The 24,453-nt window shown below is 71.8% G+C and carries 25 protein-coding genes and 2 pseudogenes; 12 read left to right on the top strand and 15 right to left on the bottom strand.

Going from position 1 to position 24,453, the window contains the following annotated elements:
* Window positions 1-35 precede the first annotated feature (35 nt).
* A complete protein-coding gene (locus AQJ91_RS37190) occupies window positions 36-611 on the bottom strand; it encodes a Uma2 family endonuclease (protein ID WP_067030748.1) in 576 nt (191 codons plus the stop codon).
* A gap of 163 nt (window positions 612-774) precedes the next feature.
* Here AQJ91_RS37190 and AQJ91_RS37195 point away from each other — a divergent pair, with 163 nt between their 5' ends.
* Together AQJ91_RS37195 and AQJ91_RS37200 are read left to right on the top strand one after the other, a co-directional pair.
* On the top strand, window positions 775-1,539 hold the full coding sequence (locus AQJ91_RS37195) for a MerR family transcriptional regulator (RefSeq protein ID WP_067030752.1): 765 nt from the start codon (window positions 775-777) through the stop codon (window positions 1,537-1,539).
* Window positions 1,536-2,144 carry a hypothetical protein gene (locus AQJ91_RS37200; RefSeq protein WP_067030756.1) on the top strand — a complete coding sequence of 203 codons (609 nt, stop codon included), beginning with the start codon at window positions 1,536-1,538 and terminating at the stop codon, window positions 2,142-2,144. The genes AQJ91_RS37195 and AQJ91_RS37200 overlap by 4 nt, the downstream gene beginning before the upstream one ends.
* Here the strand turns inward: AQJ91_RS37200 and AQJ91_RS37205 are convergent.
* Entirely contained in the window at window positions 2,092-3,531 is a 1,440-nt protein-coding gene (locus AQJ91_RS37205) for an RNB domain-containing ribonuclease (RefSeq protein ID WP_067030759.1), read from the bottom strand. The genes AQJ91_RS37200 and AQJ91_RS37205 overlap by 53 nt on opposite strands.
* 416 nt (window positions 3,532-3,947) lie before the next feature.
* On the opposite strand from AQJ91_RS37205, the gene yaaA reads away from it, so the two are divergent.
* Both yaaA and eda read left to right on the top strand, forming a co-directional pair.
* Window positions 3,948-4,730, top strand: a complete 783-nt coding sequence (gene yaaA, locus AQJ91_RS37210) for a peroxide stress protein YaaA (RefSeq protein WP_067030762.1) — start codon at window positions 3,948-3,950, stop codon at window positions 4,728-4,730.
* Between the two features lie 81 nt (window positions 4,731-4,811).
* Window positions 4,812-5,459, top strand: coding sequence for a bifunctional 4-hydroxy-2-oxoglutarate aldolase/2-dehydro-3-deoxy-phosphogluconate aldolase (gene eda / locus AQJ91_RS37215; protein ID WP_067030765.1), 648 nt, complete (start codon window positions 4,812-4,814; stop codon window positions 5,457-5,459).
* Here the strand turns inward: eda and AQJ91_RS37220 are convergent.
* Genes AQJ91_RS37220 through AQJ91_RS37230 form a run of 3 tightly spaced genes read right to left on the bottom strand, consistent with a single transcriptional unit; the run spans window position 5,434 to window position 8,652 of the window.
* Window positions 5,434-7,026: a bifunctional RNase H/acid phosphatase gene (locus tag AQJ91_RS37220; protein ID WP_067030768.1), complete on the bottom strand. Its 1,593-nt coding sequence runs from the start codon at window positions 7,024-7,026 to the stop codon at window positions 5,434-5,436. The genes eda and AQJ91_RS37220 overlap by 26 nt on opposite strands.
* Window positions 7,027-7,045: 19 nt before the next feature.
* Window positions 7,046-7,789 carry a zinc ribbon domain-containing protein gene (locus AQJ91_RS37225; protein ID WP_079085510.1) on the bottom strand — a complete coding sequence of 248 codons (744 nt, stop codon included), beginning with the start codon at window positions 7,787-7,789 and terminating at the stop codon, window positions 7,046-7,048.
* Window positions 7,786-8,652, bottom strand: coding sequence for a Nif3-like dinuclear metal center hexameric protein (locus tag AQJ91_RS37230; RefSeq protein ID WP_067030775.1), 867 nt, complete (start codon window positions 8,650-8,652; stop codon window positions 7,786-7,788). The genes AQJ91_RS37225 and AQJ91_RS37230 overlap by 4 nt, the downstream gene beginning before the upstream one ends.
* A gap of 198 nt (window positions 8,653-8,850) precedes the next feature.
* Here AQJ91_RS37230 and AQJ91_RS37235 point away from each other — a divergent pair, with 198 nt between their 5' ends.
* Both AQJ91_RS37235 and AQJ91_RS54790 read left to right on the top strand, forming a co-directional pair.
* Window positions 8,851-10,116: a hypothetical protein gene (locus AQJ91_RS37235; RefSeq protein ID WP_067030779.1), complete on the top strand. Its 1,266-nt coding sequence runs from the start codon at window positions 8,851-8,853 to the stop codon at window positions 10,114-10,116.
* Between the two features lie 96 nt (window positions 10,117-10,212).
* Window positions 10,213-10,365: a hypothetical protein gene (locus AQJ91_RS54790; RefSeq protein WP_199848121.1), complete on the top strand. Its 153-nt coding sequence runs from the start codon at window positions 10,213-10,215 to the stop codon at window positions 10,363-10,365.
* Window positions 10,366-10,470: 105 nt separating this feature from the next.
* Here AQJ91_RS54790 and AQJ91_RS37240 read toward each other — a convergent pair whose 3' ends face one another.
* Genes AQJ91_RS37240 through AQJ91_RS37250 form a run of 3 tightly spaced genes read right to left on the bottom strand, consistent with a single transcriptional unit; the run spans window position 10,471 to window position 13,475 of the window.
* Window positions 10,471-11,412 carry a 3-oxoacyl-ACP reductase gene (locus AQJ91_RS37240; protein ID WP_067030782.1) on the bottom strand — a complete coding sequence of 314 codons (942 nt, stop codon included), beginning with the start codon at window positions 11,410-11,412 and terminating at the stop codon, window positions 10,471-10,473.
* A 50-nt stretch (window positions 11,413-11,462) separates the two neighbouring features.
* On the bottom strand, window positions 11,463-12,548 hold the full coding sequence (locus AQJ91_RS37245) for a Zn-dependent alcohol dehydrogenase (RefSeq protein WP_067030785.1): 1,086 nt from the start codon (window positions 12,546-12,548) through the stop codon (window positions 11,463-11,465).
* Between the two features lie 51 nt (window positions 12,549-12,599).
* Window positions 12,600-13,475 (bottom strand): MaoC/PaaZ C-terminal domain-containing protein, encoded by an 876-nt coding sequence (locus AQJ91_RS37250; protein WP_067030788.1) that lies wholly within the window; start codon window positions 13,473-13,475, stop codon window positions 12,600-12,602.
* 429 nt (window positions 13,476-13,904) lie between these two features.
* Here AQJ91_RS37250 and AQJ91_RS37255 point away from each other — a divergent pair.
* Window positions 13,905-14,207, top strand: a pseudogene (locus tag AQJ91_RS37255) (sensor histidine kinase); the annotation flags it as partial.
* Window positions 14,208-14,355: 148 nt separating this feature from the next.
* Window positions 14,356-14,988 (top strand): response regulator transcription factor, encoded by a 633-nt coding sequence (locus tag AQJ91_RS37260; RefSeq protein WP_067030858.1) that lies wholly within the window; start codon window positions 14,356-14,358, stop codon window positions 14,986-14,988.
* An 81-nt stretch (window positions 14,989-15,069) separates the two neighbouring features.
* Here AQJ91_RS37260 and AQJ91_RS37265 read toward each other — a convergent pair whose 3' ends face one another.
* From AQJ91_RS37265 to AQJ91_RS37280, 4 genes are all read right to left on the bottom strand, one after another.
* Window positions 15,070-15,816 (bottom strand): class I SAM-dependent methyltransferase, encoded by a 747-nt coding sequence (locus AQJ91_RS37265; protein ID WP_067030861.1) that lies wholly within the window; start codon window positions 15,814-15,816, stop codon window positions 15,070-15,072.
* Between the two features lie 275 nt (window positions 15,817-16,091).
* On the bottom strand, window positions 16,092-16,907 hold the full coding sequence (locus AQJ91_RS37270; protein ID WP_107122636.1) for a hypothetical protein: 816 nt from the start codon (window positions 16,905-16,907) through the stop codon (window positions 16,092-16,094).
* A complete protein-coding gene (locus AQJ91_RS37275; protein ID WP_067030797.1) occupies window positions 16,907-17,446 on the bottom strand; it encodes a SigE family RNA polymerase sigma factor in 540 nt (179 codons plus the stop codon). The genes AQJ91_RS37270 and AQJ91_RS37275 overlap by 1 nt, the downstream gene beginning before the upstream one ends.
* A 58-nt stretch (window positions 17,447-17,504) precedes the next feature.
* Entirely contained in the window at window positions 17,505-18,932 is a 1,428-nt protein-coding gene (locus AQJ91_RS37280; protein ID WP_234383268.1) for an MFS transporter, read from the bottom strand.
* A gap of 84 nt (window positions 18,933-19,016) precedes the next feature.
* On the opposite strand from AQJ91_RS37280, the pseudogene AQJ91_RS37285 reads away from it, so the two are divergent.
* The 3 genes and pseudogenes from AQJ91_RS37285 to AQJ91_RS37295 all read left to right on the top strand — a co-directional run.
* A pseudogene (locus AQJ91_RS37285) lies at window positions 19,017-19,633 on the top strand (MFS transporter); the annotation flags it as partial.
* Between the two features lie 82 nt (window positions 19,634-19,715).
* Window positions 19,716-20,366, top strand: a complete 651-nt coding sequence (locus AQJ91_RS37290; RefSeq protein WP_067030803.1) for a class I SAM-dependent methyltransferase — start codon at window positions 19,716-19,718, stop codon at window positions 20,364-20,366.
* A gap of 145 nt (window positions 20,367-20,511) precedes the next feature.
* Complete coding sequence (locus AQJ91_RS37295; protein ID WP_067030806.1) at window positions 20,512-21,153, top strand: HAD family hydrolase; 642 nt, start codon at window positions 20,512-20,514, stop codon at window positions 21,151-21,153.
* 149 nt (window positions 21,154-21,302) lie between these two features.
* Here AQJ91_RS37295 and AQJ91_RS37300 read toward each other — a convergent pair whose 3' ends face one another.
* Window positions 21,303-21,848: a GNAT family N-acetyltransferase gene (locus AQJ91_RS37300; protein WP_234383269.1), complete on the bottom strand. Its 546-nt coding sequence runs from the start codon at window positions 21,846-21,848 to the stop codon at window positions 21,303-21,305.
* A complete protein-coding gene (locus tag AQJ91_RS56525; RefSeq protein ID WP_234383270.1) occupies window positions 21,832-23,070 on the bottom strand; it encodes an NsdA family TPR-like regulatory protein in 1,239 nt (412 codons plus the stop codon). Before AQJ91_RS56525 ends, AQJ91_RS37300 begins: the two co-directional genes overlap by 17 nt.
* A 139-nt stretch (window positions 23,071-23,209) precedes the next feature.
* Here AQJ91_RS56525 and AQJ91_RS56530 point away from each other — a divergent pair, with 139 nt between their 5' ends.
* Complete coding sequence (locus AQJ91_RS56530; RefSeq protein ID WP_234383272.1) at window positions 23,210-23,611, top strand: hypothetical protein; 402 nt, start codon at window positions 23,210-23,212, stop codon at window positions 23,609-23,611.
* 312 nt (window positions 23,612-23,923) lie between these two features.
* Here AQJ91_RS56530 and AQJ91_RS58545 read toward each other — a convergent pair whose 3' ends face one another.
* Window positions 23,924-24,310, bottom strand: coding sequence for a DUF6907 domain-containing protein (locus AQJ91_RS58545; protein ID WP_407696984.1), 387 nt, complete (start codon window positions 24,308-24,310; stop codon window positions 23,924-23,926).
* Window positions 24,311-24,453 lie beyond the last annotated feature (143 nt).

The raw sequence follows: 24,453 nt of genomic DNA on the forward strand, positions 1-24,453 counted from the left end.
TGCGACGCCAGGAGGCGCCGCTTCCATACCGGGGCTCAGAGGAAGTCCGTCGTGTCCAGGTCGAAGGCGAAGGGCTCCGGGAGGGTGAGTGGCTTACCGAAGGCGAGGGTGCAGTGCTGCTGGTAGTCGTTCTTCTCCGGGTCGCTGAACAGGGTGACCTGTGCGGCGCTGCGGTCGATCAACAGGTAGAGCGGGATGCCGCCGCGGGCACAGCAGCGGCGTCTCGCCTCGCGATCGATCTTGGGCTTGCTGGAGGTCACCTCCAGCACCATGGCGACGCCGTTGCAGGGCATCCAGGGGTCGGCACCCCGGTAGAGCCGCAGTGCCATGGGGGCGAACGTGCCGTCAGGGATCACGTGGTCCTTCGGGCAACCCTCCGCCTTCTTCAGCTTCAGCCCCTTGTTTCCGGAGAACTGCATGTCGGTTTCGGACCGTCTGATCACCTGCCCCACGATCAGGCCGATGTAGTCCTCGTGGTCCCCGTCCGGCGGCGGTGTCACGACGATCTCCCCCTCGATCAGTTCCGCCTGGAAGCCCTCCGGAGTCTCCAGGGCGAGAAACCACTCCAGTAGGAGCTCTTGCGTGATCGGTTCGTGTGCCACAGCAGTCATGTCACGCCCCTCCTTCGGTCGCTCGCCAGACTCGGCCATCGCCGGACCACCTGTCCGTGAGATCGGGAACCGTTCCCTCGATCGTGGCACACCATCAACGCCCCCGTCAGGCGGCGAACCGCCCGCTTGACCCTGCCGCGACGACAACGTCTCTACTGATCCCATGCGGATCGGAGAACTCGCCGCCACCGTCGGCGTCACCACGCGGACCGTGCGGCACTACCACCATCAGGGCCTGCTCCCGGAGCCGGAGCGGCGGGCCAACGGGTACCGGGACTACACGCTCCGGCATGCCGTCGTGCTCGCCCGGATCCGGCGGCTCACCGAGCTGAGGCTGGGGCTCGCGGAGGTGCGGGACGTGCTCGCCGAGGATGCCGGGAAGGATCTCGCCGAGGTGCTCACCGAGCTGGACGAGGATCTCGCCCGGCAGGAGGCGGCGATCCGGGAGCGGCGGACCCGGTTGCGGGCGCTGCTGGACGAGGAGGACGGCGGGCTGACCGCCGAGGGGCCCGTGTCGCCCCAACTGGCCGCCCTGTTCCGGGACATGGGCCATGTCGTGGCCGACTCGCCGATGGCCGTGAAGGACCGCGAGATCCTCGCGCTGATCGACTCCACGGCTCCGCCGGAGGTGCGGGAGCAGATGGCGGCCATGCTGAACGGCGCCCTCGGGACGCCGGACGGCGTGCAGCGGGCCCTCGCCGTCTACGCCCTGCTCGACGAGCTCGCCGACGCCGACCCGGCCGACCCGCGCGTGGACGAGGCCGCCCGTGCGCTCGCCGACGGCCTGCCCCGCGAGATGCTGCCGGACGGCGTGGACATCAACGGCGACGACGACAGCTTCCTGCGCGCCCTGTACGCGGACTTCGCGCCGGCCCAGGCGGAGGTCATCCGCCGTACGCTGCGGATTCTCACCGAGGAGCGGCCGTGAACACCGTGCGCCGCCTGTTCTGGCACGAGTTGCGGCTGTTCGCGAGCCTGGGGTTGTGGATCGCCCGGCGGCAGCACGGGACGACGGGCGGCGGGCTGGCCTTCGGGTACACGCACGGGCAGGGCGCCGTGATGTTCGGGTTCGCGTTCGTGTGCGTGGTGGAGACGGTGGGGATGTCCGTACTGCTGCGGGACCTGCCGACCCTGCACGCGGTGGTGTTCCTGCTGGACGTGTACGGCGTCGTGATCGTCGTCGGCCAGCACGCGGCCTCCGTCGTACGACCGCATGTGCTGGACTCCGGCACGCTGCGGATCCGCCGGGCCGCGCACGTCGATCTGCGCATACCGCTGGAGACGATCGCCTCCGTCCGGCGCGAGCTGCGTATGACGCACGAGCGTGCCGACGGTGAACTCGATCTCGCCGTGGGTGCTCAGACCACCGTGACCGTGCAATTGGCCGAGCCAGTCATCCACTTCACCTTTCTCGGCCGCCGACGGGACATCGGCGTCGTCCGCTTCCACGCCGACGACGCCGACCACCTCGTACACGAACTCACGCGGGCGCGAAACGCACTTTCGTCGTCCCCGGAGGACCTGCCTGCGTGAGCCGCACCCGCAGCCGCTCCCCCAGCGGCAGCGGACCGTCGCCCTCGATCCGGCCGATGACCGCCGGTGTCTCCAGCTGAACCGTCCCCACGGCGGGCCGACGCTCCTCCACGTCCACCACACACCCGTCGAAGAGCTCACCCACCCGGTCCTTCAGCAGCGCCGCCTCCACGATGTCGACGCACTCCCGCTCCACCGTCCCCGCACGCCGCGCGCCCTCGGCCATCCGGGCCGGGAGGGCGTCGAGCGCGGCGAGCACCCAGTCGGGCGGGTCGGTGCCCGCGGCGGCCGCCAGGCAGAGCTCGGCGGTGTAGCGGTCGGCGAGGCGGCGCAGGGGGGCCGTGCAGTGGGCGTAGGGGGCGGCCACGGCGGAGTGGGTGGTGATGTCGGGGAGCACGCCGTCCCGGAAGACGGTGTAGCCGGCGCCGCGCAGCAGGGTCGTGCACTCCTGGAGGAAGGCCGCGTGGTGCGGGCGGTGCGGGTCCAGGGAGCGGACCAGTGCCGCGTACGAGACGTGGTGCGGCCAGTCGATGTGCAGGGCGTGGGCGGTACGGCGCAGTCGGCCGACGGCGCCGTCCGGCGCGGCGGGGAGGGTGCGCAGGACGCCGGTGCCGTACGCGAGCATCAGGTCGGCGGCGGCCATGCCGGTGAGCAGGGAGATCTGGGCGTTCCAGCCCGCGGCCGGGTGCGGGGCGCGGAAGGTCAGCTGGTAGCTGTGGTCCCGTTCGACGATCTCCTGCTCGGGCACGTGGAGCGAGATCCCGCCCCGGTCCACCTCCAGCTTTTCCCGCAGCTCCCCGATCTCCTTCAGCAGCGCGAGCGGCTCTTCCGCCGTCTTGTCGTCGATCCGCTTCTGTACGGCCGCGTAGTCCAGCTTGGCCCGGCTGCGGACGAGCGCCCGGCGGACGTCGAAGGCGAGCGTCCGGCCGTCCTCGTCCAGGTCGACGGTCCACAGGGCGGCCGGCCTGGTCTGGTCCGGCAGCAGGCCGGCGGCGCCCTCGCCGAGCTGCGCGGGGTGGAGGGGGACCTTCTCGTCGGGGAAGTAGAGGGTCATCACCCGCCGGTGCGCCTCCGCGTCCAGCGCGCCCGACGGTACGACGAAGGCGGCGACGTCGGCGATGGCGTACCGGACGCGGTAGCCGGTGCCCTGCCGGGACAGGTGCATCGCCTGGTCGAGGTCGGCGGAGGTGGGCGGGTCGATGGTGAAGAAGGGGATGTCGGTGGCGTCGTAGGGCGGCACGGCAGGCGTCCGCGCGGGCCGCTGAGCCTCGGCCAGCACCTCGGGCGGGAAGCTCGCGGAGACGCCGAGTTCGGTACGCAGCGCGGAGAGGGCGGCCCGGAGGGGGGCTTCGGGGGCGCCGGTCACGCGGATGTGGCGGCGGGGCATACAGCGAGCGTAGGGCCTGCCCGGCGGATCAGGCCGGAGGAAAACGACGGTGTCTGATCAGTGCAGGTGAGCGGGGGCGATGGGGGTCCCCCCGCTCGAGCGAAGCCGAGAGTGGGGGAGCGTGCAGCTGCAAGGCGGAGGAGGGAGTCGACGCGATGGGGGTCCCTCCCGCTCGAGCGAAGTCGAGAGTGGGGGAGCGTGCAGCTGCAAGGCGGAGGAGGGAGTCGACGCGATGGGGGTCCCTCCCGCTCGAGCGAAGTCGAGAGTGGGGGAGTCGGCGAGTGACGACAACGCGGCAGATGTGCGTGCCAGGCCCCGCGTCTCCGGCATGATCCGCCGGGCAGGCCCTGAGGGCGGGGAGCTGCGGGTGGCACGCCGTACGCTGTCGCACGAGCCGAAACAGAAGGAGATCTTCCGTGCTTGTCCTGCTGCCGCCCTCCGAGGGGAAGGCATCCTCCGGTCGTGGCGCCCCGTTGAAGCTGGAGTCGCTGTCGCTGCCGGGGCTCACCGACGCCCGTGAGGCCGTTCTCGGCGAGCTCGTCGAGCTGTGTGCCGGCGATGAGGACAAGGCGCGCGAGGTGCTCGGGCTGAGTGAGGGGCTGCGGGGCGAGGTCGCCAAGAACGCCGGACTGCCGACGGCCGGCGCCCGGCCCGCCGGGGAGATCTACACCGGTGTGCTGTACGACGCCCTCGACCTGGCGTCGCTGGACGCGGCCGCGAAGAAGCGGGCCGCCCGGTGGCTGCTGGTGTTCTCCGGGCTGTGGGGGGCGGTCCGGGTGACGGACCGGATCCCCTCGTACCGCTGCTCGATGGGAGTACGGCTGCCGGGGCTCGGGGCGCTGGGCGCGCACTGGCGTACGCCGATGGCGTCGGCGCTGCCCGAGGTGGCCGGGGACGGGCTGGTGCTTGACCTGCGGTCCTCGGCGTACGCCGCCGCGTGGAAACCGAAGGGTGAGGTGGCCGGGCGGACGGCGACGGTGCGGGTGCTGCACGCGCCGACGCGGAAGGTCGTCAGCCACTTCAACAAGGCGACGAAGGGCCGGATCGTACGCAGCCTGCTGTCGGCCGGGACCGCTCCCGAGGGGCCGGCGGAGCTGGTGGAGGCGCTGCGGGAGCTCGGGTACGTGGTGGAGGCGCAGGCGCCGGTGAAGGCGGGGCAGGCGTGGTCGCTGGATGTGCTGGTGACGGAGGTTCACTGAGCTCGCCTGGAGGTCTCACGGGGCGTTGCAGCATATGCAATTACCTTTGCGCATGTTGTGTGACATGGGCACGATGGTGCCATGCCCTCCTCTTCCCCTGCCTCCGTGCTGGATCTCGCGCCGGTCGTGCCGGTCGTCGTCCTCGATGACCCCGCGGATGCCGTGCCGCTCGCGCGGGCGCTGGTCGCCGGTGGGCTGCCGGTGATCGAGGTGACGTTGCGGACGCCGGCAGCGCTCGACGCGGTGCGGGCGATCGCCGGGGCCGTGCCGGAGGCGGTGGTCGGCGCGGGCACGGTGATCACACCGGGGCAGGTGACGGAGTCCGTGGCGGCGGGGGCGCGTTTTCTGGTCACTCCGGGCTGGACGGACGTACTGCTGGCGGCGATGCGGGCGTCCGGGGTGCCGTTCCTGCCGGGGGTGTCGACGACGTCGGAGGTCGTGGCGCTGCTGGAGCGCGGGGTGCGGGAGATGAAGTTCTTCCCGGCGCAGGCGGCGGGCGGTACGGCGTACCTGAAGTCGCTGGCGGGGCCGCTGCCGCAGGCACGCTTCTGCCCGACGGGCGGGATCGGCCCCGACAACGCGCCCGAGTATCTCGCCCTACCCAACGTCGGCTGTGTGGGCGGGAGTTGGATGATTCCCGCGGACGCGGTGGCGGCGCGGGACTGGGGGCGGGTGGAGCGGCTGGCGCGGGCGGCGGTGGCGCTCAGCGCAGGGGCGACGTGTCGTTGAGGAGCCGTACGCTCGCGTTGCCGTCCGCGTAGTACGCCACGACCGAGAGGGACGCGGCCGAGAGTTCCATGCGGAACAGGGACTCGGGCGGGGCGCCGAGGGCTAGGCGTACGAACGTCTTGATCGGGGTGACGTGCGTGACGAGCAGGACCGTGCGGCCCGTGTACGCCGCGATCAGCTTGTCCCGGGTGGCGGCGATACGGGTCGCGGTCGCCGCGAAGCTCTCGCCACCGCCGGTGGGTTCGGCCTCCGGGTCGGCCAGCCACCTGGTCAGGTCGTCGGGGTAACGCTCGCGGACCTCACCGAAGGTGAGCCCTTCCCAGGCACCGAAGTCGGTCTCCCGCAGCCCGTCGTCGACGGTCACCCCGAGCCCGAGGCGGGCGGCGACGATGCCTGCGGTCTCGCGGGTACGGGCGAGAGGCGAGGCGACGACGTCCTGGATGGTCCCACGCCGGGCGAGTGCGGCGGCGACCCGCTCGGCCTGCCCCCGGCCCACGTCGGACAGGGACGGGTCGGTGCCGCCACTCCCCGAGAAACGCTTCTGCGGAGTCAACGGGGTCTCACCGTGCCGCAGCAGCACGAAGGTCGCGGGCGCCCCCATGTCGGCGGCGGCCCACCCGGCGGAGGGGGTGGCCACGGCACGGGCGGCCCGAGCATCGGCCTGCACCTTCGCGACCCCGCCGGCCTCGGTGCGCGCCGCTGCCCGGTGGGACGCGGTGCCGTGGGGAGATGCGGTGCCGTGGGGAGAGGAGCCGCCGGAGGAAGCGGGAGCGGGAGAGGCGGCGGACGACGCTGGACCGCCCTCAGCGGGAACGCCGACGGACGACGGGGAACCAGCCGCAGCAGGAGCAGAGGCAGCCCCGGACAACGAGGAACCGGCCGCAGCAGGAGCAGCCGCAGACGACGGTTCCACCGAAGCTGACGCCGCCGCAGCCGCCGACGGGTCCGCCAAAGCAGCCGCAGTCGACGACGGAACCGGCGCCTGCGCCGAATCAGCCGCCCCGCGAGCCGCCACCCCCCGGCCCCCCGCCAGCGCCGCCCGCGCCCGAGCCGCTCCCGCCGCCGCGTCCCCCGGGGGACCGGACGGTTCAGGGGCCGCGGTCCTCGCGGCGGACGTGGCCAGTTCGGCCGTCGATGTCGACGCCGACCACTGTTCGCCCCGCTTGCCCGCGTCCATCGCCTCGTTGGCCAGGCGGTCCGCGTGCTTGTTCTGCTCGCGGGGGATCCACTCGTACGTCACCTGGGTGGCCGGGAGGACCCGGGCCGCCTCCGTGGCGAGCGGCTTCATGTCGGGGTGTTTGATCTTCCAGCGGCCCGACATCTGCTCGACGACGAGCTTGGAGTCCATCCGGACGTGGACCGTGGCCGTCGGGTCCAGTTCGCGGGCGGCGCGCAGGCCGGCCAGCAGGCCCCGGTACTCGGCGACGTTGTTCGTGGCGACGCCGATGTACTCGGCCGCCTCGGCCAGGGTCTCCCCGGTCGCCGCGTCGATGACCACGGATCCGTAGCCCGCGGGCCCCGGGTTGCCCCGTGACCCGCCGTCGGCCTCGACGATGAACTCCCGCACGGCAGAAATCCCCTAGCCCCTACAGACCCGACTCGGACGTACGCACCAGAATGCGACGACAGTTCTCGCAGCGGACGACCGTGTCCGCCGGGGCCTTGCGGATCTCGTTGATGTCGGTGATCGACAGCTCCTGGCGGCAGCCCTGGCAGGTCCGCTGGTACAGCTTCGCCGCACCGACGCCGCCCTGCTGCGCGCGCAGCTTGTCGTACAGCTTGAGCAGGTCCGCGGGGATCGCGCCCGCGATGACCTCGCGCTCCTTCGTCGCCGTCGCGGCCTCGCCGTCCAGCGCCTCGTAGGCCGCGTCCCGGCGGGACGTCGCGTCGTCGATCTTCCCCTGTACGGAGCCGACCCGCTCGGTCAGTTCGGCGGCCCGCTCCTGCGCGGACTCCCGGCGCTCCATGACCTCCAGGACGATGTCCTCGAGGTCGCCCTGGCGCTTGGCGAGGGAGGCGATCTCGTGCTGGAGGTTCTCCAGGTCCTTCGGGGAGGTGATCGCACCGGAGTCCAGGCGCTGCTGGTCGCGGGCGGCGCGCTGACGCACCTGGTCCACGTCCTGCTCCGCCTTGGTCTGCTCGCGGGCGGTGTCGCTCTCCTCGGTCTGCGCGGCCACGAGCAGGTCGCGCAGCTGGGTGAGGTCCTTGGTCAGCGACTCGATCTCGGCGTGCTCGGGCAGGGACCTTCGCTTGTGCGCGAGCTGCTGCAGGCGTACGTCGAGGTCCTGGACGTCGAGGAGGCGGATCTGGTCGGCAGGCTCGGCGTTCAGTTGGGGGCTCCCAGTGGGTCAGAAACGGTGGTGGACGCCGCATGGGCGGTCCAGGGGTCGGTGACCGTCTTCGAGACGTGGACCCGGAGGTCCCATCCCGCGCGGTCGGAAATCTCGTCGAGCTGGGCGGCGGCCAGCTCGCACCAGGGCCATTCGGTGGCCCAGTGCGCCGCGTCGAGCAGCGCGAGGGGACTGTGGGCGCGGTCCGCGACGAACTCGGACACCGGATGGTGGCGCAGGTCCGCGGTGAGGAAGGCGTCCACGCCGGCCGCGCGGACGTCGTCGAACAGGCTGTCGCCCGAGCCGCCGCTGACGGCGACCGTGCGGACGACGGCCTCGGGGTCGCCCGCCACCCGGATGCCCTGCGCGGTCGCGGGCAGCCGTTCGGCGGCGCGGGCGGCGAGTTCGCGGACGGTGAGGGGGTGGTCGAGTTCGCAGATCCGGCCGAGGCCGCGCCGGCCGTCGGGATCGGTGGGGTCCGGCACGAGGGGGCCTACGACACGCAGGTCCAGGGCCCCGGCCAGCGCGTCGCTGACGCCCGGGTCGGCCCGGTCGGCGTTCGTGTGGGCGACGTGCAGGGCGATGTCGTGCTTGATCAGCGTGTGGACGACCCGGCCCTTGAAGGTGGAGGCCGCGACCGTCGTCGTACCGCGGAGGTAGAGCGGGTGGTGGGTGACCAGCAGGTCGGCGCCCAGCTTCACCGCCTCGTCCACGATCTCCTGGACCGGGTCGACGGCGAACAGCACCCGGGAGACGCCCTGGTCGGGGTCGCCCACGACGGTGCCGACCGCGTCCCAGGACTCGGCCCGCGCGGCGGGCCACAGGTTCTCCAGCGCGGCGATGACTTCAGACAGACGGGGCACGGGGAAAGGCTACCTGGAGGTTCTGTGCGGCTGAACCGATGCCGGGGCCGCCCGGCCGTCGTCGGCCCCGCCCAGCACATCCGCCCCCGTTTCCTCAGGCGAATCGTTACTTGGCCACCCTTATGTGTGAAGCGGAAGCATGCCGGTCCCCCGTCTGTGCGTGCGAAAACTAGCTTCGTGGCCGGAGGTGACCAGACGATGACGGCCCGTGCGATCGAGCCCACGGCGGCGGACGAGGACGACGAGGCGCCGCGGCCGGGCTGCACCATCACCGCGGACGGCGCCTACGCCGCCCGGCTCGCGCTGGACGGCGACTCCTGGTTCCCGGAGCGCTGGACGCTGGACGGCCCCGAGCCGTATGCCGTGCCGCTGCCCGGCAACCAGCCGGAGGAGCCCGGCACCGAGGTGCAGCCGATGGGCGACGGGCGGGTCCTGATCCGGCGCCCGACGGACGGACGGCACGTCTTCTCGCTGCTCTATCCGACCGGCCCGGGCACGGGTCAGCTGCTGCTGGGCGCGGTCGAGTGCCCGGACGAGGGCACCCGGCTGCGGATGCTGCCGCCGGCGCCGGGCGGCGACCGGGCGTACGCCCTCGCCGTGGGCCGGCGGTCGAGCACGGTGTGGCTGGTGGCGGGCGGTGCCTTCGGGCCCGAGCATGTCGCGGAGTTGCCGGGGCGCTGCTCGGGTGGGGTGTGGCTGGACCGTACGGGGCGGATGCTGGCGCTGGACCGGGAGGTCGGGGGGCGGACGAAGACCGTCGTGGTCGATCTGGAGCGGGGCGGCGAGGTGTCGCCGCTGCTGCAGATCGCCGCGGACAGCGACGACCGGCTGCTGCTCGCCGCCCCCGACAGCGGGCTGCTGGTCATCCGCTCCGACGCACCGTCGCCGGGGCGGGACCGGCTGGGCTGGGGGGTGCTGGGCAGCACGCTGCCGGTGCGGTTCCCGGAGTGCCTGCGGGTGCCGGGCTGCACGGTGACGCCGTTCGCGATCCAGCCGGGGCAGGTGCTGACGCCGGAGAGCTGCCGGGTGGCGCTGCGCATCGACGGGCCGGTCGGCAGCTGGGTCTGCGTATGGCGGCCGGCCGAGCGGCAGGTACGTCATCTCCCGGCGCCCGAGGGGTGGTTGGCGGGCACGGGCCTGTGGACCGAGGACGGGGTGCTCCGTCTGCCGTATGCCACGGCCGAGGTGCCGTGCGGCGTGGCGCAGGTGCGGGTGCCCACGGGGGAAGCGGGGGGTGCGGGGAAGGCGGGGGACGCAGGTCCGGAGGATCCGGTCCGGGACGGTACGGCTGTGCGGGCGGCGCCCGATGCGACGTCGACGGAGGCGGACACGGAGGCGGACGGGGCCTCCGACACGTCGCCGCCGACGCCGCGCGAGCCGGCGGAACCGGGTCCTCCGGAGCCTGTCGCACCCCGTCCGATGCCCTTGCAACAGGCGCCGTTGGGGGGTCTTGTAACGAAGTAGTGGCGGTTGGCGTGGCCGCCTGGATTCGCCCCGTGGTGTGCCGGTTAAACTCGCCCGGCTGTTAGAAAGATCATGTTGACGGGGTGACCTTTTCCGATGAGCAACGCCAGCACGACCCAGCCGCGAGCCGAGGTCCGGGAGGACGCCGGTCAGGGCCGGCACCGGGGTCCGGTCTCGGCCCACGACAGCGAGGCGGCCCCCCGCGGCCGTCACCGCAAGCCGGTCGAAGAGACCGAGTCGGCAGCCTGACGCAAGGCCGCGCGCGGCCCCGCCCCTCTTGATGGGGGCGGGGCCGTTTCCGTTTCTCCTGCTTTGTTGGGCGCGTCTCCTGCTTCATTGGGCGCGTCTCCCGCTTTATTGCGCGCGCTTGAGCCCCAGCACCTCCACCGCCCCGAACGTCTCCCCCGGCAGCCGGTCCGCGTAGTGCGGGGTGAGCAGCGCGTCGAGTTCGTCGTAGGTGAAGGTGTCCTGCTTGCTGTCGAACTTCGCCTGGACACGAGGCCGTTCGACGACCGCCACCATGCCGCCGTGGACGACGAGGAGCTGGCCGCTGATCCGTGCGGCGGCCGGGGAGGCCAGGTAGCCGACGAGCGGGGCGACATGCTCGGGCGCGAGGGGATCCAGCCCGCCGTCCGGACGCTCCAGCCCGGCGAAGACGTCCTCGGTCATCCGGGTGCGGGCGCGCGGGCAGATGGCGTTGGCGGTCACGCCGTACTTGGCGAGCGCGAGGGCCGTCGAGGTGGTGAGCCCGACGATGCCGCCTTTCGCGGCCGCGTAGTTGGGCTGTCCGGCGGAGCCCGCGAGGAACGCCTCCGAGGAGGTGTTCACGATCCGCCCGTACACCGGCCCGCCCGCCGCCTTGGACCGTTCACGCCAGTGCGCGGCGGCGAAGCGGGTGGTGTTGAAGTGTCCCTTGAGGTGGACCCGGATCACCGCGTCCCACTCCTCCTCGGCCATGGAGAAGACCATGCGGTCGCGGAGGATGCCGGCGTTGTTGACGAGGATGTCGAGCTTGCCGAACTCGCCGATCGCCAACTGCACCAGCTCTTCGGCCTGTTGGAAGTCGGCGACGTCTCCGGTGTGGGCGAGTGCCTTGCCGCCGGCGGCCCGGATCTCGGCGGCGATCTCCTCGGCGGGAGCGGCGGAGGCCGCACCGGAACCGTCCCGGCCGGGCTGTCCGTAGTCGTTGACGACGACGGCCGCGCCGAGCCGGGCGAGCTCCAGCGCCTCGGCCCGGCCGAGGCCCCGGCCGGCGCCGGTGACGATGGCGGTGAGTCCGTCAAGTGGCAGTGACATAAGCGTCCTTGGAGTCTCCACGATGTTCTTTTCGGGGTCTCTTCGGGGTCTCAGATCTCGATGCACGTACGCAGGGCCGCGCCCGTGCGCATCTGGTCCAGGGCCTCGTTGATCTCGGTCAGCGGCACCCGGTGGGTGATCAGACCGTTCAGGTCGATACGGCCCGCCCGCCACAGGGCGATGGTCCGCTCGTAGGAACGCAGGACGTCACCGCCGCCGTACATGGACGGCAGGATCCGCTTCTCGTCGAAGAACAGCTCGAACATGTTGAGCTGGAGGAAGTCGTCCATGGCGCCCGCGCCGACCACGACGAGGGTGCCGCCGCGCCGGGTGTTCTCGTACGCCGTGCGGGCGGTGGCCGACCTGCCGACGACCTCGAAGACGTAGTCGAAGCCCTCGCCACCGGTGACCTGCTGCTTGGCGTCGGCCAGCTCGTCCGGCGAAACGGCCCGCGTGGCACCGAACTTGAGCGCGGACTCACGCCGCGACACGACCGGGTCGACGGCGACGATCTCGGCGGCGCCCTTGAGCCGCGCCCCCTGGATCGCGGAGATCCCGACGCCCCCGCACCCGATGACGGCGACCGACGAACCGGCCTCCACGTCAGCGGTGTTGAGGGCGGCGCCGAGCCCCGTGGTCACCCCGCACCCGATGAGCGCGGCGATGTCGAAGGGCACGTCGTCCGGGATCGGCACCGCGCACCCGGCGTCGACGACGACCTCCTCGGCGAAGGTGCCGGTACCCGCGAAGCCGAAGACGTCGGAAGGACTGCCGCCGGGGCGCCGGAAGTTGGGGGTGCCGGCGTTCATGAACCCGGCGAGACACAGTTCGGTCTGCCCGCGCTTGCAAGCGGGACAGACACCACATGCGGGAAGCCAGCAGACGACGACCCGGTCACCGGCCTTCAAGTGGCTTACTCCATCCCCGACTTCGAGGATCTCCCCCGCGCCCTCGTGGCCGGGCACGAAGGGCGCGGGCTGCGGCAGCACCCCCGCCATCGCGGACAGGTCCGAGTGGCACAGCCCGGTGGCCCGCACCCGGACCCGCACCCTGCCGGGGCCGAAGCCCACCGCCTCGACGTCGTCGAGGACCTCCAGCTTGTCCTGGCCGATCTCGTGCAGTACGGCTGCGCGCATGGTGCGGCTCCCCTCGGGCGGCGGTCTGACTCAGGAGTTGGTCACGTGTGCTCAGGAGTGTTCGACGATGGTGTCGGCGAGGACGGGCGCGTCGTCCCGGTCGACGGCGGTCACGGACACCTGCACCCCGCCGCCCCCGCGCCACATGCGGATGCGCAGCGTCTCCCCCGGATACACGACCCCCGCGAACCGCGTGGTGTACGACCGCACCCGGCTCACGTCGCCGCCGAGCAGTGTGTCGACGACGGCCTTGAGGGTGATGCCGTAGGTGCACAGCCCGTGCAGGATCGGCCGGTCGAACCCGGCGACCTTGGCGAACTCCGGGTCGGCGTGCAAGGGGTTGAGGTCGCCGGAGAGACGGTAGAGCAGGGCCTGGTCCTCTCGGATCGGCCGCTCGACGGTCCGGTCGGGCTCGCGGGTCGGCGGTTCGAGGCGTGCGGAGGGCCCTCGTTCCCCGCCCCATCCCCCCTCGCCCCGTACGAAGATCTGTGCATCGTTGGTCCACAACGGGCCGTCGGCGTCGGCGACTTCGGTGCGCATCACGAGGACGGCCGCCTTGCCCTTGTCGTAGACGGCGGCGATACGGGAGGTGGCGGTGGCGGTCCCCGCGACCGGAAGGGGCCGGTGGATCTCGACGCGCTGCCCGCCGTGCAGGACGTGGGCCAGGTCGACGTCGACGCCGGGCATCGCAAGGCCGCTGATCACGCCGGGCGATCCGGCGCCGGCGACGGTGGCGAAGCTCGGCAGGACGTGCAGCCGGGACTCCAGGGTGTAGCGCAGTTCGTCGGGGTCGGTGGCGGGGCCGGCCTTGTCGGGGTTCGCGCCGGCGCCGATGCCGAGGTGGTAGAGCTGCACGTCCTTGCGGTCCCAGGTGATCTCGCCGGAACGGGGTTCGGCGGCAAGGGCCTTGGCGGCGTCGATGGGCATGGGGCTCCTGAGGGCGGGGATGCGATGCGCCTGCGGTCGTCTGCCGTCTCCCGCATGCGCACTGCCTACGGTCGCTTACGGTCGTAAGACCCCGGTGCGGCCGTCCGCACCGTCGGCCGCACCGAGGTCGTCACGGGGCCGCGGAACCCGCTCGCTCTAGAACGCGTTCCAGTACGGCGACCCCCTGTATAGCCCAGCCCAGGAGAGTTGGGAAGACTCCTGACGGTATGTCAGATGACATGGGCGGCGGGCCGACCGTGACATTTGTCCCGCCGGATCAAGTACACGCGCACCTGCCGGGCGGGCACGCTCCCTTCATACGCGGACGGACATACCGCCGGGAGAGGCGGACCGTCCGAACGGGGGGGGAGCGTGGACATGCTCAGGTGGGGAAAGGGCTCGTGCCGGCCGAGGGCCGCCGTCGACCGGGGCGGGCAGCCCAGGGGCATCGCCCTGCTGCCCTGGCTGCTGCTGGGGATGGGCGCCATCTCCCATCTCGTCCAGGGCCACACGCCCAACCCGTGGATCGGCGGCATGGGGCTGTTGACCTTCAACTCCCTCTACATCTACGTGGCGATCCGCTCCTTCGAGAAGGAGAAGCGGGACGCGGTGTCCACCCGGGTGGCCCTGGGGCTGCTGACCCTGGTGACCTGTGCTCTCGGCATGGGCTATGGCGGCAACTGGCTCCTCTTCTTCCCGCTGCTCGGCCTCGCGACGGGTGCGGTCGTGCGGATGTCTGTGACCGTGAGCCCGCTCATCACCAACGCCGTCGGTCTGACGTGACAGTGGCCGGTGGCGCGGCCCGGAGACCGGCCTCCCCGGAGTCGCGCCGCCCCGCTCATACCCGGCCGACCCCTCATACGCTGACCTCGTGAACGAGATGCCCCGGGACCACCGACCCGCCAAGTCCATCAGGGTTCTGCTCGCCGAGGACCAGGGAATGCTGCGCGGGGCACTCGCCCTGCTCCTCGGGATGGAGCCGGACATCGAGGTCGTGGCGCAGGTGGCGGCCGGGGACGTGATCGTGGACGCCGTGCTCACCCACCGCCCCGACGTCGCCCTCCTCGACATCGAACTCCCCGGAAAGAGCGGCCTCGACGCCGCCGCCGAGCTGCGCGACCAGGCACCCGACTGCCGGGTGCTGATCCTGACCACCTTCGGACGCCCCGGATATCTCCGCCGGGCGATGGAAGCGGGAGCCGCCGGTTTCCTCGTCAAGGACGGCCCCGTGGAGGAACTGGCCCAGGCGATCCGCCGGGTGCTGACCGGCGAGACGGTCGTCGACCCGGCGCTCGCCGCGGTCGCGCTCAGCGCCGGTCCCAACCCGCTCACCACCCGTGAGTGCGACGTCCTCAGGGCCTCGGCGGATGGCGCGACCGTCGCCGACATCGCCACCAAGCTCCACCTCTCCGAGTCCACGGTCCGCAACTACCTCTCCTCCGCCATCGGCAAGACGGGCACCCGCAACCGCATGGAGGCGATGCGGGAGGCACGGCAGCAGGGATGGTTGTAGGGCCCGTCGTCGGCGTCATCAGCGTCGTCAGCCTCTGTCACATCCGCCAGGCTCGCCGACACACCGCGCCGGACTTGCCCCTCACACCTCGCCAAGCGCCTTTCGGAACACCGCCGTCCACAAAAATCCCTCCCCGAACCACGGCGACTCCTCCGGTTCGTCCCGCATCCGGCGCAGTTCGAGCTCCGTCAGATTGCCGAAGATCCGGCGCAGGGACTCGGCCGTGTACGCCAGCCCGCCGTGCAGCCCGGGCTGTCGGTAGAACTCGGCGTCGGGCAGTTCCGAGCCCATCGCTCCGGACGCGAAGCAGGTGAGGGCGAAGTGGCCGCCGGGGGCCAGGACCCGGTCCAGCAGCGCGAGGTAGGTGATGCGTCGGTGCGGTGGCAGGTGGTGGAAGCAGCCGGAGTCGTAGACCAGGTCGTACGGTCCCGTCAGTTCCGTGGCGGTGAGGGCGAAGGCGTCACCGCGGTGGAAGCGGGCGGCGTCTTCGACTCCCGCCTCGCGCGCCCGTTCCCGCGCCCAGTCGATCGCCGTCGGCGACAGGTCGACCGCGTCCACCTCGAAGCCCCGCGCGGCCAGGTGCAGGGCGTTGCGGCCCGGGCCGCAGCCCAGGTCCAGGGCGCGGCCGCCGGTGAGCAGGCCTCGGTCGAGGTAGGCGGCCAGGTTCTCGTCCGGCTTCGCCACGAAGAACGGCACCGGTCTGGAACGGTCCGCGTAGAAGTCGTCCCACCATGGCGAGCCCCGGTCCGTCCAGCGGTCGGCCTCCGGTGCGAACAGGCCGTCCAGGAGCGCGAGTACGTCGTCCACGGTGCGGATGTGCCGGTCCATCCGGTCCCCCTTTCCCAGTCCGCCGATCGTAGGTCCGGGAGCGATGAAAGCCCAGGTCAGGCACTGCATGGTGGACTTCCCTGGAAGTCGTCGCTCACCGTGTGCGGGGCCGGCGTCCCGGTCCCGGTGGCGTCACTCCGGGGCGGGGGTGAAAATCCGGCGGCGCCCGGTCCGAGGGCCTTCAGGAGGGCAGTCCGCGGCGCGCCGACCGCACTTTCCCGGCCCGCGGCCCCGGCCCGTACTCCCTACCCCGTCACCTTCTACCCCGTCGCCTCCTACCCCGTCACCTTCGCCGACGCGTACTCCGTCCCTTCCGGTGCCAGGCACACGAACCAGTCGAACGGGGACCCTTCGGGGCTCCGGATCACGAACTCGTCGCTGTTGACGTCGCTCGAACGTGCCCTGTGGACCTCGGTCGTCGTGCCGTCCTTCCAGATGCAGGTCACTTGCAGAGCGGTCTTGGCGACGTGGCCGACCACCAGGCGCTGGGGTCCGTCCGAGCCCGGCTCCAGCGGGACCGCTACGGCCTCGATGTCCTTCCCCGACAGGGCGTCAGCCTCGGTGACCACGTTCTGCGACGTCGGCGCGAACAGGGTGCCCCCGACACCCCGGGTCACGAAGTACGCGATCTTGCCGACGAGTTCGGCGGGCGTGTCGATGTCGACGGGGGTCTCGCCGTACCGCTCCATCGCGTTCAGCGAGGCCCGGGCCTGCGACTCGTCGCGCGGCGCCGGCCACACGTCGACGGAGACCTGCCACTCCCTCCCCTGGTCGGTTCCGACCGCCAGCAGACTCCTGTCCTGGGGCAGGAGCACGCCCGGCGTCGCCGTCGGCGGCCGCGTCGCCACCGACGCCCCCCGGTTCCCGTCCCCGCCCGGCAGCCCGGCCACCGCCAGTGTCGCCGACGACCCGGCCAGCACCAGCGCCGTCGCCGCGGCCACCGCCCAGCGCCGGGCCCTGCGCCTGCGCCCGCCGCGCATGACGGCCTGGTAGGGGGCTATACCGATCTCGACCTCGTCCGCGGCGTCGGCCAGCAGGAGGGTGATGTCCGTGTTCGTCATGTTCTGGTTCGTCTCCCGGTCCGCGCTCATCACTTCCGCCCTCCCTGCGTCGCCATCCCGGCCAGACCCGGTATGGCCCGGAGTTTCGCGATCCCCTTGGCCGCGTTGCTCTTCACCGCGCCGACGGAGCAGCCCATCGCCTCCGCCGTCTGTGTCTCGGTCAGGTCCTCCCAGTACCGCAGGACCACCGCCTCCCGCTGCCGCGCGGGCAGTTGGGCGAGCGCCTTCAACAGGGCGTTGCGGTCCTCGGCCTGGGCGATGCGGTCACCGGTGTCGGCGATCTCGCGCACGATGCCGGAGTCGTCCTTCGGCGCCAGGAACTCCCTGAGCTTTCTGCGGTGCTTGCGGGCGTGTGCGTTGATCATCACGCGCCGTACGTACGCCTCCGGGTCGTCGGCCGAGCCGACCCTGCGCCAGGCCACATAGACCTGTTCGAGCGTCGACTGGACCAGGTCCTCCGCGGCGTGCTGCTCCCCCGTGAGGAGAAATGCCGTCCGCATCAACCGCGGCCAGCGGCCGATGACAAACCTCTGGAACTCGCCGTCCCGAGCCTGCTTGCGATCCCCCATGCGCACCTCCTAGATGGTTAAAGGAGTCCATGGGCCGCCCGGACCGTTGCCTCTCCCCTCAGTTATTTTTTGGCACCGCGGCCCGCCGCGGCAGCCACACCCACATCAGCGCCACCCCCGCGACCAGCACCCCGGCCCCCACCCGGAACGCCAGCGCGTACCCCTCCGTCAGCGCCTCCGGCGTCCCGCTCCCCGCCGACCGCGTCGCCGCGATCGTGGAGAAGACCGCGAGGCCCAGCGAACCGCCCATCGTGCGCGAGGTGTTCACCAGCCCGGAGACCAACCCGGCCTCCCCCGCCGCCGCCCCGGACGTGGCCAGCGCGGCGAGCGGCGTCGCCGTCAGGCCCGCGCCCAGCATCATCAGGATCCCGGGGAACATGATCGCGGTCAGATAGCCGCCCGTCGCGCTCATCGTCGACTGCCAGCCGAAGCCGACCGCAGCGACGAGTGTGCCCAGGGCCGCGACATGGCGCGCGCCGATCGCCCGCATGCAGCGCGGCGCGAGCTTCGAGCCGAGGACGACGGCCAGGGAGCTCGGGACCAGGGCGAGTCCGGCCTCCAGCGGGGTGTAGCCGAGGACGTTCTGGGTGTACAGGGTCATGAAGTACCACATGCAGAACATCGCGGACCCGCACAGGAACATCGCCACGTTCGCCGAGGACACCGCCCGCAGCCGGAGCAGTCCGAGCGGCATCAGCGGGGCCGCCGTACGCGCCTCGGCGGCGAGGAAGAGCCCGATCAGCGCGAGCCCGGCGACGAGCGGCACCGCGGTGGCCGCCGTCCAGCCCTTGGCCTCGGTCTGCGAGATGCCGTAGGCCAGGGTGGCCAGGCCCGCCGTCACCAGGACCGCGCCCGGCAGGTCGAGGCGTCGGCCGTCCCCGGCGCGGCTCTCCGTCAGGAACCAGGTGGCGCCGGCCAGCACGACCGCGCCCACCGGCACGTTGATGAGCAGCACCCAGCGCCATGACAGCAGGTCCACCAGGACACCGCCGACGAGGCCGCCCGCGGCGCCACCGCCCGCGCCGACGGCCGTCCAGGTCGCGATGGCCCGCGCCCGGGCCGCACCCTCCGGCACCGCCGAGGTGAGGATCGTCAGCGTCGAGGGCGCCAGCACCGCCGCGCCGAGGCCCTGTATGGCGCGGGCGAGCAGCAACTGCCAGTCGTCCTGGGCGAGTCCGCCGCCGAGCGAGGCCAGCGTGAACAAGCCGAGCCCGACCAGGAACATCCGCTTGCGGCCGTAGAGGTCACCGGCCCGCCCGCCGAGCAGCATGAACCCGGCGAAGGCGATGGCGTAGGCGTTGACCACCCACTGCAGGCCCGGTGCGCTCAGGCCGAGGTCGGCGCGCATCGACGGGAGCGCGACGTTGACGACCGACACGTCGAGGACGACGAGGAACTGGCCGGCACAGGCAAGCGCCACCACCAGCCAGGTGACGGGCGCGGTACGGCGACGGGATCTGCGGGTGACGTCAGCGGCTCCGGCCATGGGCGTCATGCTCTCAACCGCCCGACGCTCCTGGCATCGGGATTTCGGCCTAGGCCCGTTCCCCAAGGGCCCGGGCCCTGTTCCTCGGGCATCGGCCTCGCCTACTCCTCCCTGCCCGCACTGATCGTCGGCGCGGTCCCCGCCTCGGAGACGGGCGCGGCGAACGGCCTCAACACGCTGATGCGTTCCATCGGTACGTCGGTCTCCAGCGCCGTCATCGGCATGGTGCTGGCCAACACCGCGAACACCGTGAACGCGTCGAGGTCCCGGCCATGCACGGCTTCCGCGTCTCCTTCCTGATCGCCACCGCCGCCGTCGCCGTCGGCCTGCTGCTGGCCCTGTTCCTGCCCGGCCGCCGCCCGTCGGCGGGGCCTCAACTGCGCGCGAGCAGCGAGGAGGACGCCGACCTGGAACGCGCCGAGGAGGCACTGCGCGGCTTCCGCGGCCGCGTCCTGGACTCCGCCGGCGCCCCGGTCACCCGCGCAAAGGTGACGCTGATCGACCGGCGGGGGCGGCAGGCGGGCGCGACGGTCTCCGGAGAGGACGGCAGCTATGCCCTCTCCGTCCCGGACCCGGGCGCGTACGTCGTGGCCGCCCGCGCCACGGGCCACGGCCCGTTGGCCTCGTCGGCGACGCATGCGGGCGACGACAGCGCGGTCGACCTGGACCTGTCGTTGCCGGGCGAGACGGTTACCGCCTGACCCGCACGCCCCCGTCGTTCACGAGACGGGGGCGTGGTGCACGATGGGCGCCCATACGCTCGTACGACCGAAAGGGACCCGCATGCCCCCGGCCCCCAAGCCCGAGATCCTGGCCGCGTTCGAGGCGGCGAAGGGCTTCATGCCCACGGGCGAGGGCCTCGCCCTGTACGCGACGGCCGTCGAGGCCGGGCGGCTGGGGCTGCCGTTGCTGGAGGTCGGGACGTACTGCGGCCGCTCCACGATCCTGCTCGCCGACGCGGCCCGCGCGGCCGGCGTGACCGCGCTCACGGTCGACCACCACCGCGGCAGCGAGGAGCAGCAGCCGGGCTGGGAGTACCACGACCCCGAGACGGTCGACCCCGAGATCGGCCTGATGGACACGCTGCCCACGTTCCGCCGCACGCTCCACAAGGCGGGCCTGGAGGAGCACGTCGTAGCACTGGTCGGCCGCTCGCCGCAGGTCGCGAAGATCTGGGGCACTCCCCTCGGCCTCGTCTTCATCGACGGCGGCCACACCGACGAGCACGCCACCGGCGACTACGAGGGCTGGGCCCCCCATGTGGCCGAAGGCGGCCTGCTGCTGATCCACGACGTCTTCCCGGACCCGGCGGACGAGTTCACCGGCCAGGCTCCGTACCGCGTCTATCTCAGGGCGCTCACCTCCGGCGCGTTCACGGAGGTCTCGGCGACGGACTCCCTGCGCGTGCTGCGGCGGACGGGGGCGGGGATCTGAGCCGGAAGTCCCGCAGGACCAGATCCAGCCAAGTAGCCGCGCGGATCAGGGATTGCAGTGCGGTGTCTTCGCCAACCGCGTCGGCCGACCGGTCAGGCAGCCCGCATTCAGCCGGGCCGTAGCAACGACGCCATAGGCTCCCAGGGTGATTGAGACCATCGTGTTCGACGTCGGCGAGACGATCACCCGGGACGACCGGTACTGGGAGGCCTGGGCCGACTGGCTGAACGTTCCCCGTCACACACTCTCCGCTCTTGTCGGCGCTGTCGTCGCCCGCGGCCAGGACAACGCGGAAGCACTGCGCCTGCTCCGCCCCGGCATTGACGTCGCCGCCGAGTACCACGCTCGCGAGACCGCAGGCCGCGGCGAGAGCCTCGACGAGAGCGACCTGTACGACGACGTCCGCCCGGCCCTGGCCGCGCTTCGCGAGCTGGGCATCCGCGTCATCATCGCCGGGAACCAGACGGCCCGCGCCGGCGAGTTGCTGCGAGACCTGGACCTACCCGCAGACCTGGTCGTCACGTCGGGGGACTGGGGGGAGGCGAAGCCGCAGCCGGGGTTCTTCGGGCGGGTGCTGGAGGTGGCGGAGGCCGCGCCGGGCAGGACGGTGTACGTCGGTGACCATCCGGCCAACGATGTCTTTCCCGCCAAGGCGGCCGGTATGCGCGTCGCGCACATCCGACGGGGCCCGTGGGGGTACCTGTGGGCGGATGCCCCTGAGGTCGTCGCGACGGCGGACTGGCGTATCGACAGTCTCAACCAGCTGGCGTCGATCGTCGCGGGCTGAGGGCGACGAACGGCCCCTGGAAACCGCCGCCGAAGCATTCCAGTAGCCAGAGCACGGCCGAGTGCTGGATGCGCGGGCCGAGCACCCGTTCCGGCGAGGGGTGAATCTCATGAAAGCGCGAGGCTGGTGCGAGCCTGGCGTTGCCGTCTTCAGCGCAGATCCAACACCATGGCGCACAGGTCCGGTGCGCCCTCGAACGGCACCACCTCGCCCACCTCGCGGTATCCCCAGCCCTCGTACAGGGCACGCACCTTGCTGTGCTCCTTGTGCACCAGCAGCGTCACCCGCTCCTCGGCACGGCCGCGCAGCAGCTCGTCATGGATCGCGCGGGCCGCGCCGGTACCGCGCCACCGATCGCGGACCATCAACTCCGACAGGGCAAACGTCCGTGACCCGGGCTCCGCGGTGAACTCCCCCGGCAAGGGCGGCGTGACGTTCGCCCACCACGTCGTGGCCGCGCTCAGCGGCGCACCGTAGGCATAGCCAACCGGTTCGCCCTGGTCGTAGCCGACCACACACGCGAAACCCTCACGCGATGACCAGTGGTCGACGAACTTCGCGAACTCCTCGCGCCCGGCGAGCGGATCCTCACTGCCCTCGTACACCTCGTCGTGGACGTCCAGGAGGAGTTCCCGGATCGAAGCGGCGTCGGTGTGCTCGTAGCGGGTGAGGTCGAGATCAGCGTGTATCGTCACGGACGTCCCTCCCTGTCGAGGCTGCTGCGGTGACCCGCTCGAGACGGGCCGTGATACGACTGCTCGCCACCCCGGACACCTGAACGTCCGCCACCGTGGCAGCGGCCCGGTCCGAGGCTCCTTGGGCGAGCTGGAGCTCAGCAAGCAGCACCGTGTAGTAGGTCCGGTTCCGGGCGAACCGATCGTCCAGCAGTTCGAGGGTGCAGGCGGTCTGCTCCTCGGCGCGGACATACAGGCCAGCGCTCTGGTGGGCGATGGCGCCGAGTCCGGACAACTCCGCCGGGGTCAGGAAGGCGAGCCAGCTCGGAGCACCCACGGTACCGGCGCGGTCGTAGATGCGTTCGGCCGCGGCGAGGTGGCGGCCCATACCCTTTGGGTCGTTGATCTGGGCGAGGCAGTCGGCCAGCCTGGCGTGGAGGAGCGCTGTGATCAGCGGCTCGGCGCGAAGGTGCCGTTCGGCGAGCGCAGCCCGGTTGATCCGGGCGGCCTCCGCAGGACGCCCGGCGTGCTCGGCCTGCGCGGCAAGATCGGACCACGCCCGGGTCACCGCGACCGGATCACGGGCCAACAGCGCCGCTTGCAGCGCCTGATTGCGTAGCTGTGCAGCCCGGCCGTAGTCGCCGCAATCGTGCGCGGACCAGCCGGCGCATGCGGCGACTTCGGCGACGGCGCGGTGCATTGCTCGCTCGACGCGCTCGCCGTAGGTGCAGTGGTCCAGAGCGCGTTGGAGCCGGGACAGGTAGTCGGCGGCGACGTCGACCAGTGCACCGCCTCCGAGGCCGTTGAAGTGGGCGTCGAGGCGGGTAGTGGCGCCTTGGAACCGGTCGACGTCGGACATACCGAGACGGCCACGCTGGGGTGTCTGATCCGTGCCAAGAGCGGCGATGAGGGCACCCGCGATGAAGGTACGGCGCTGCATCGTGTGGTGTCGCATGACAGGCGCTAGCCGTGGGGGCACAGTGGCGTTCTGTGAGGCCTTGCGTGACACGAATCCCATGGCCTCCGGGCTGCGGCCGAAGATCTCTTGCAGGGGGCGAAGGTACCGGGGCCACGGCCATCGCACCTCGCCGGCGATCCAGCGGCGTACGTGCCGGTCGGTGCAGTTCGCGGGTGTACCGAACTCGTCCAGGGCGATGCGGTTGACCTCGTCGGCGAGTTGCTGGTGGGTGTACCCGAACTCGGTGAGCAGCGCATCCAACGTGGTGTTCCGCTGCTTCGGCATGGCCGTGTCCCCTCGCTCGCGTGCCCTCGACGGTAGTCCTGCCGATGTAGTCCGTCTGGTGAAACCGTCCGGTCCGCCGCCGGTAACTGCCTTGGTTCTGTCCTGATGCCCAACAGGACGCTTCCGAGAGCCTCGGGGCATGAGCAGCCCCAAGACGACCATGGACCCGCCCATCACCCTCGGCCTCCCGCTCGACGAACCCACTCCCCCGGACGGCTGCGGCGTGTGCCAGGCGCTGGCCCATCAGCGCGCCGAGGCCGCCGAGCGCGGTGATCTGTCGCGGGTGTCGGACTGCAACGTTGAGATCCGCAACCATCACCTGCTCCCCCTGCCGCAGGAAGAGGCGGTAAGCATGGACACGAGCCAGGACATCGACACCGCGCGGTCGTTCGCCTGGTGCAGCTGGCACAAAGGGTTCAGCGACACGGCCCGTCCCGTGCAACTCGACGACCGGGGTTCCACATTCGGCGCCCGCGGCCTGTTCGCCTGCGTGGGCTGCCGCAAGATCCACAGCCTGACGCCGGTTGCCGACCGGCCGTGAGCGAACCAGAGAAGACCCCGGAGTGCGCCCTCGACGAGCATGCTCTGTGCTCCGGCCCCCGCCAGGTGCGACGTTGCGGCGCGCCCGCATGGGAGGCGCCCATCATGACCTTGAACTGCGGGTGCCCGTGCCACGGTAGAAGGCCCTGGTCCGGCCAGCCTCCCCCGGCGTAAGCCGGACCGGTCCTGTCCAGCGTGTTCATGTGTCAGCGCGAGACGCCAGACGGTCCGAGACGGAGTGCCTCTCTCGTCCGGGGGGCCTTGCCCCGTCGTTCACGGCGGCCGGCGGGCGGCTTGCGCGAGCGCGGCCCGCTCAGTCATGCGTGGGGTGCGGCCGACGGCTCACCTGCCACCCCCGGCGAGACGCACGGCCAGTTCGTTGGCGAGGTCGCGCAGCCGGTCGGCGTAGCCGTCGAGCGCGGCGGCCAGCTCGTGCAGGCTGGCAGGTCGAAGGTCTTGCCGATGGAGGAGAGACCGACGCCTCGGGCTGGCGGCCGGAGTTCTCCGGCACGATCACGTTCAAGAACGGCGCCTGGACGAGGCACGCGTCGGTGATGTGCTCCCCGTGCAACGTGAGGGTGACGTCGGTGCCGTAGCAGAGGGTGTCGGCGCAGTAGCCGGGGCGCTGGTCGGTGCGACCGACGCACCCGGAGGGTTCCGGGAGGGGGATCTCCCCGTGATCGGTCCTGATGAAGGTCACGGTACGGCCAGAGGCAGGTCCGTCTCCTGTCGAGAGCAGGGCTCAGACTCAGGATCCGGCCGGTGTCGCAGTCACCAAGTCGAGGCCGCCCCGTCTCGCACACGGTGCGGACGAGGGCTTCACTGATCACCTCCGACACGGAC

The sequence above is a fragment of the Streptomyces dysideae genome (assembly GCF_001514305.1).
In the GTDB taxonomy this organism is placed as follows: Bacteria; Actinomycetota; Actinomycetes; order Streptomycetales; family Streptomycetaceae; genus Streptomyces; species Streptomyces dysideae.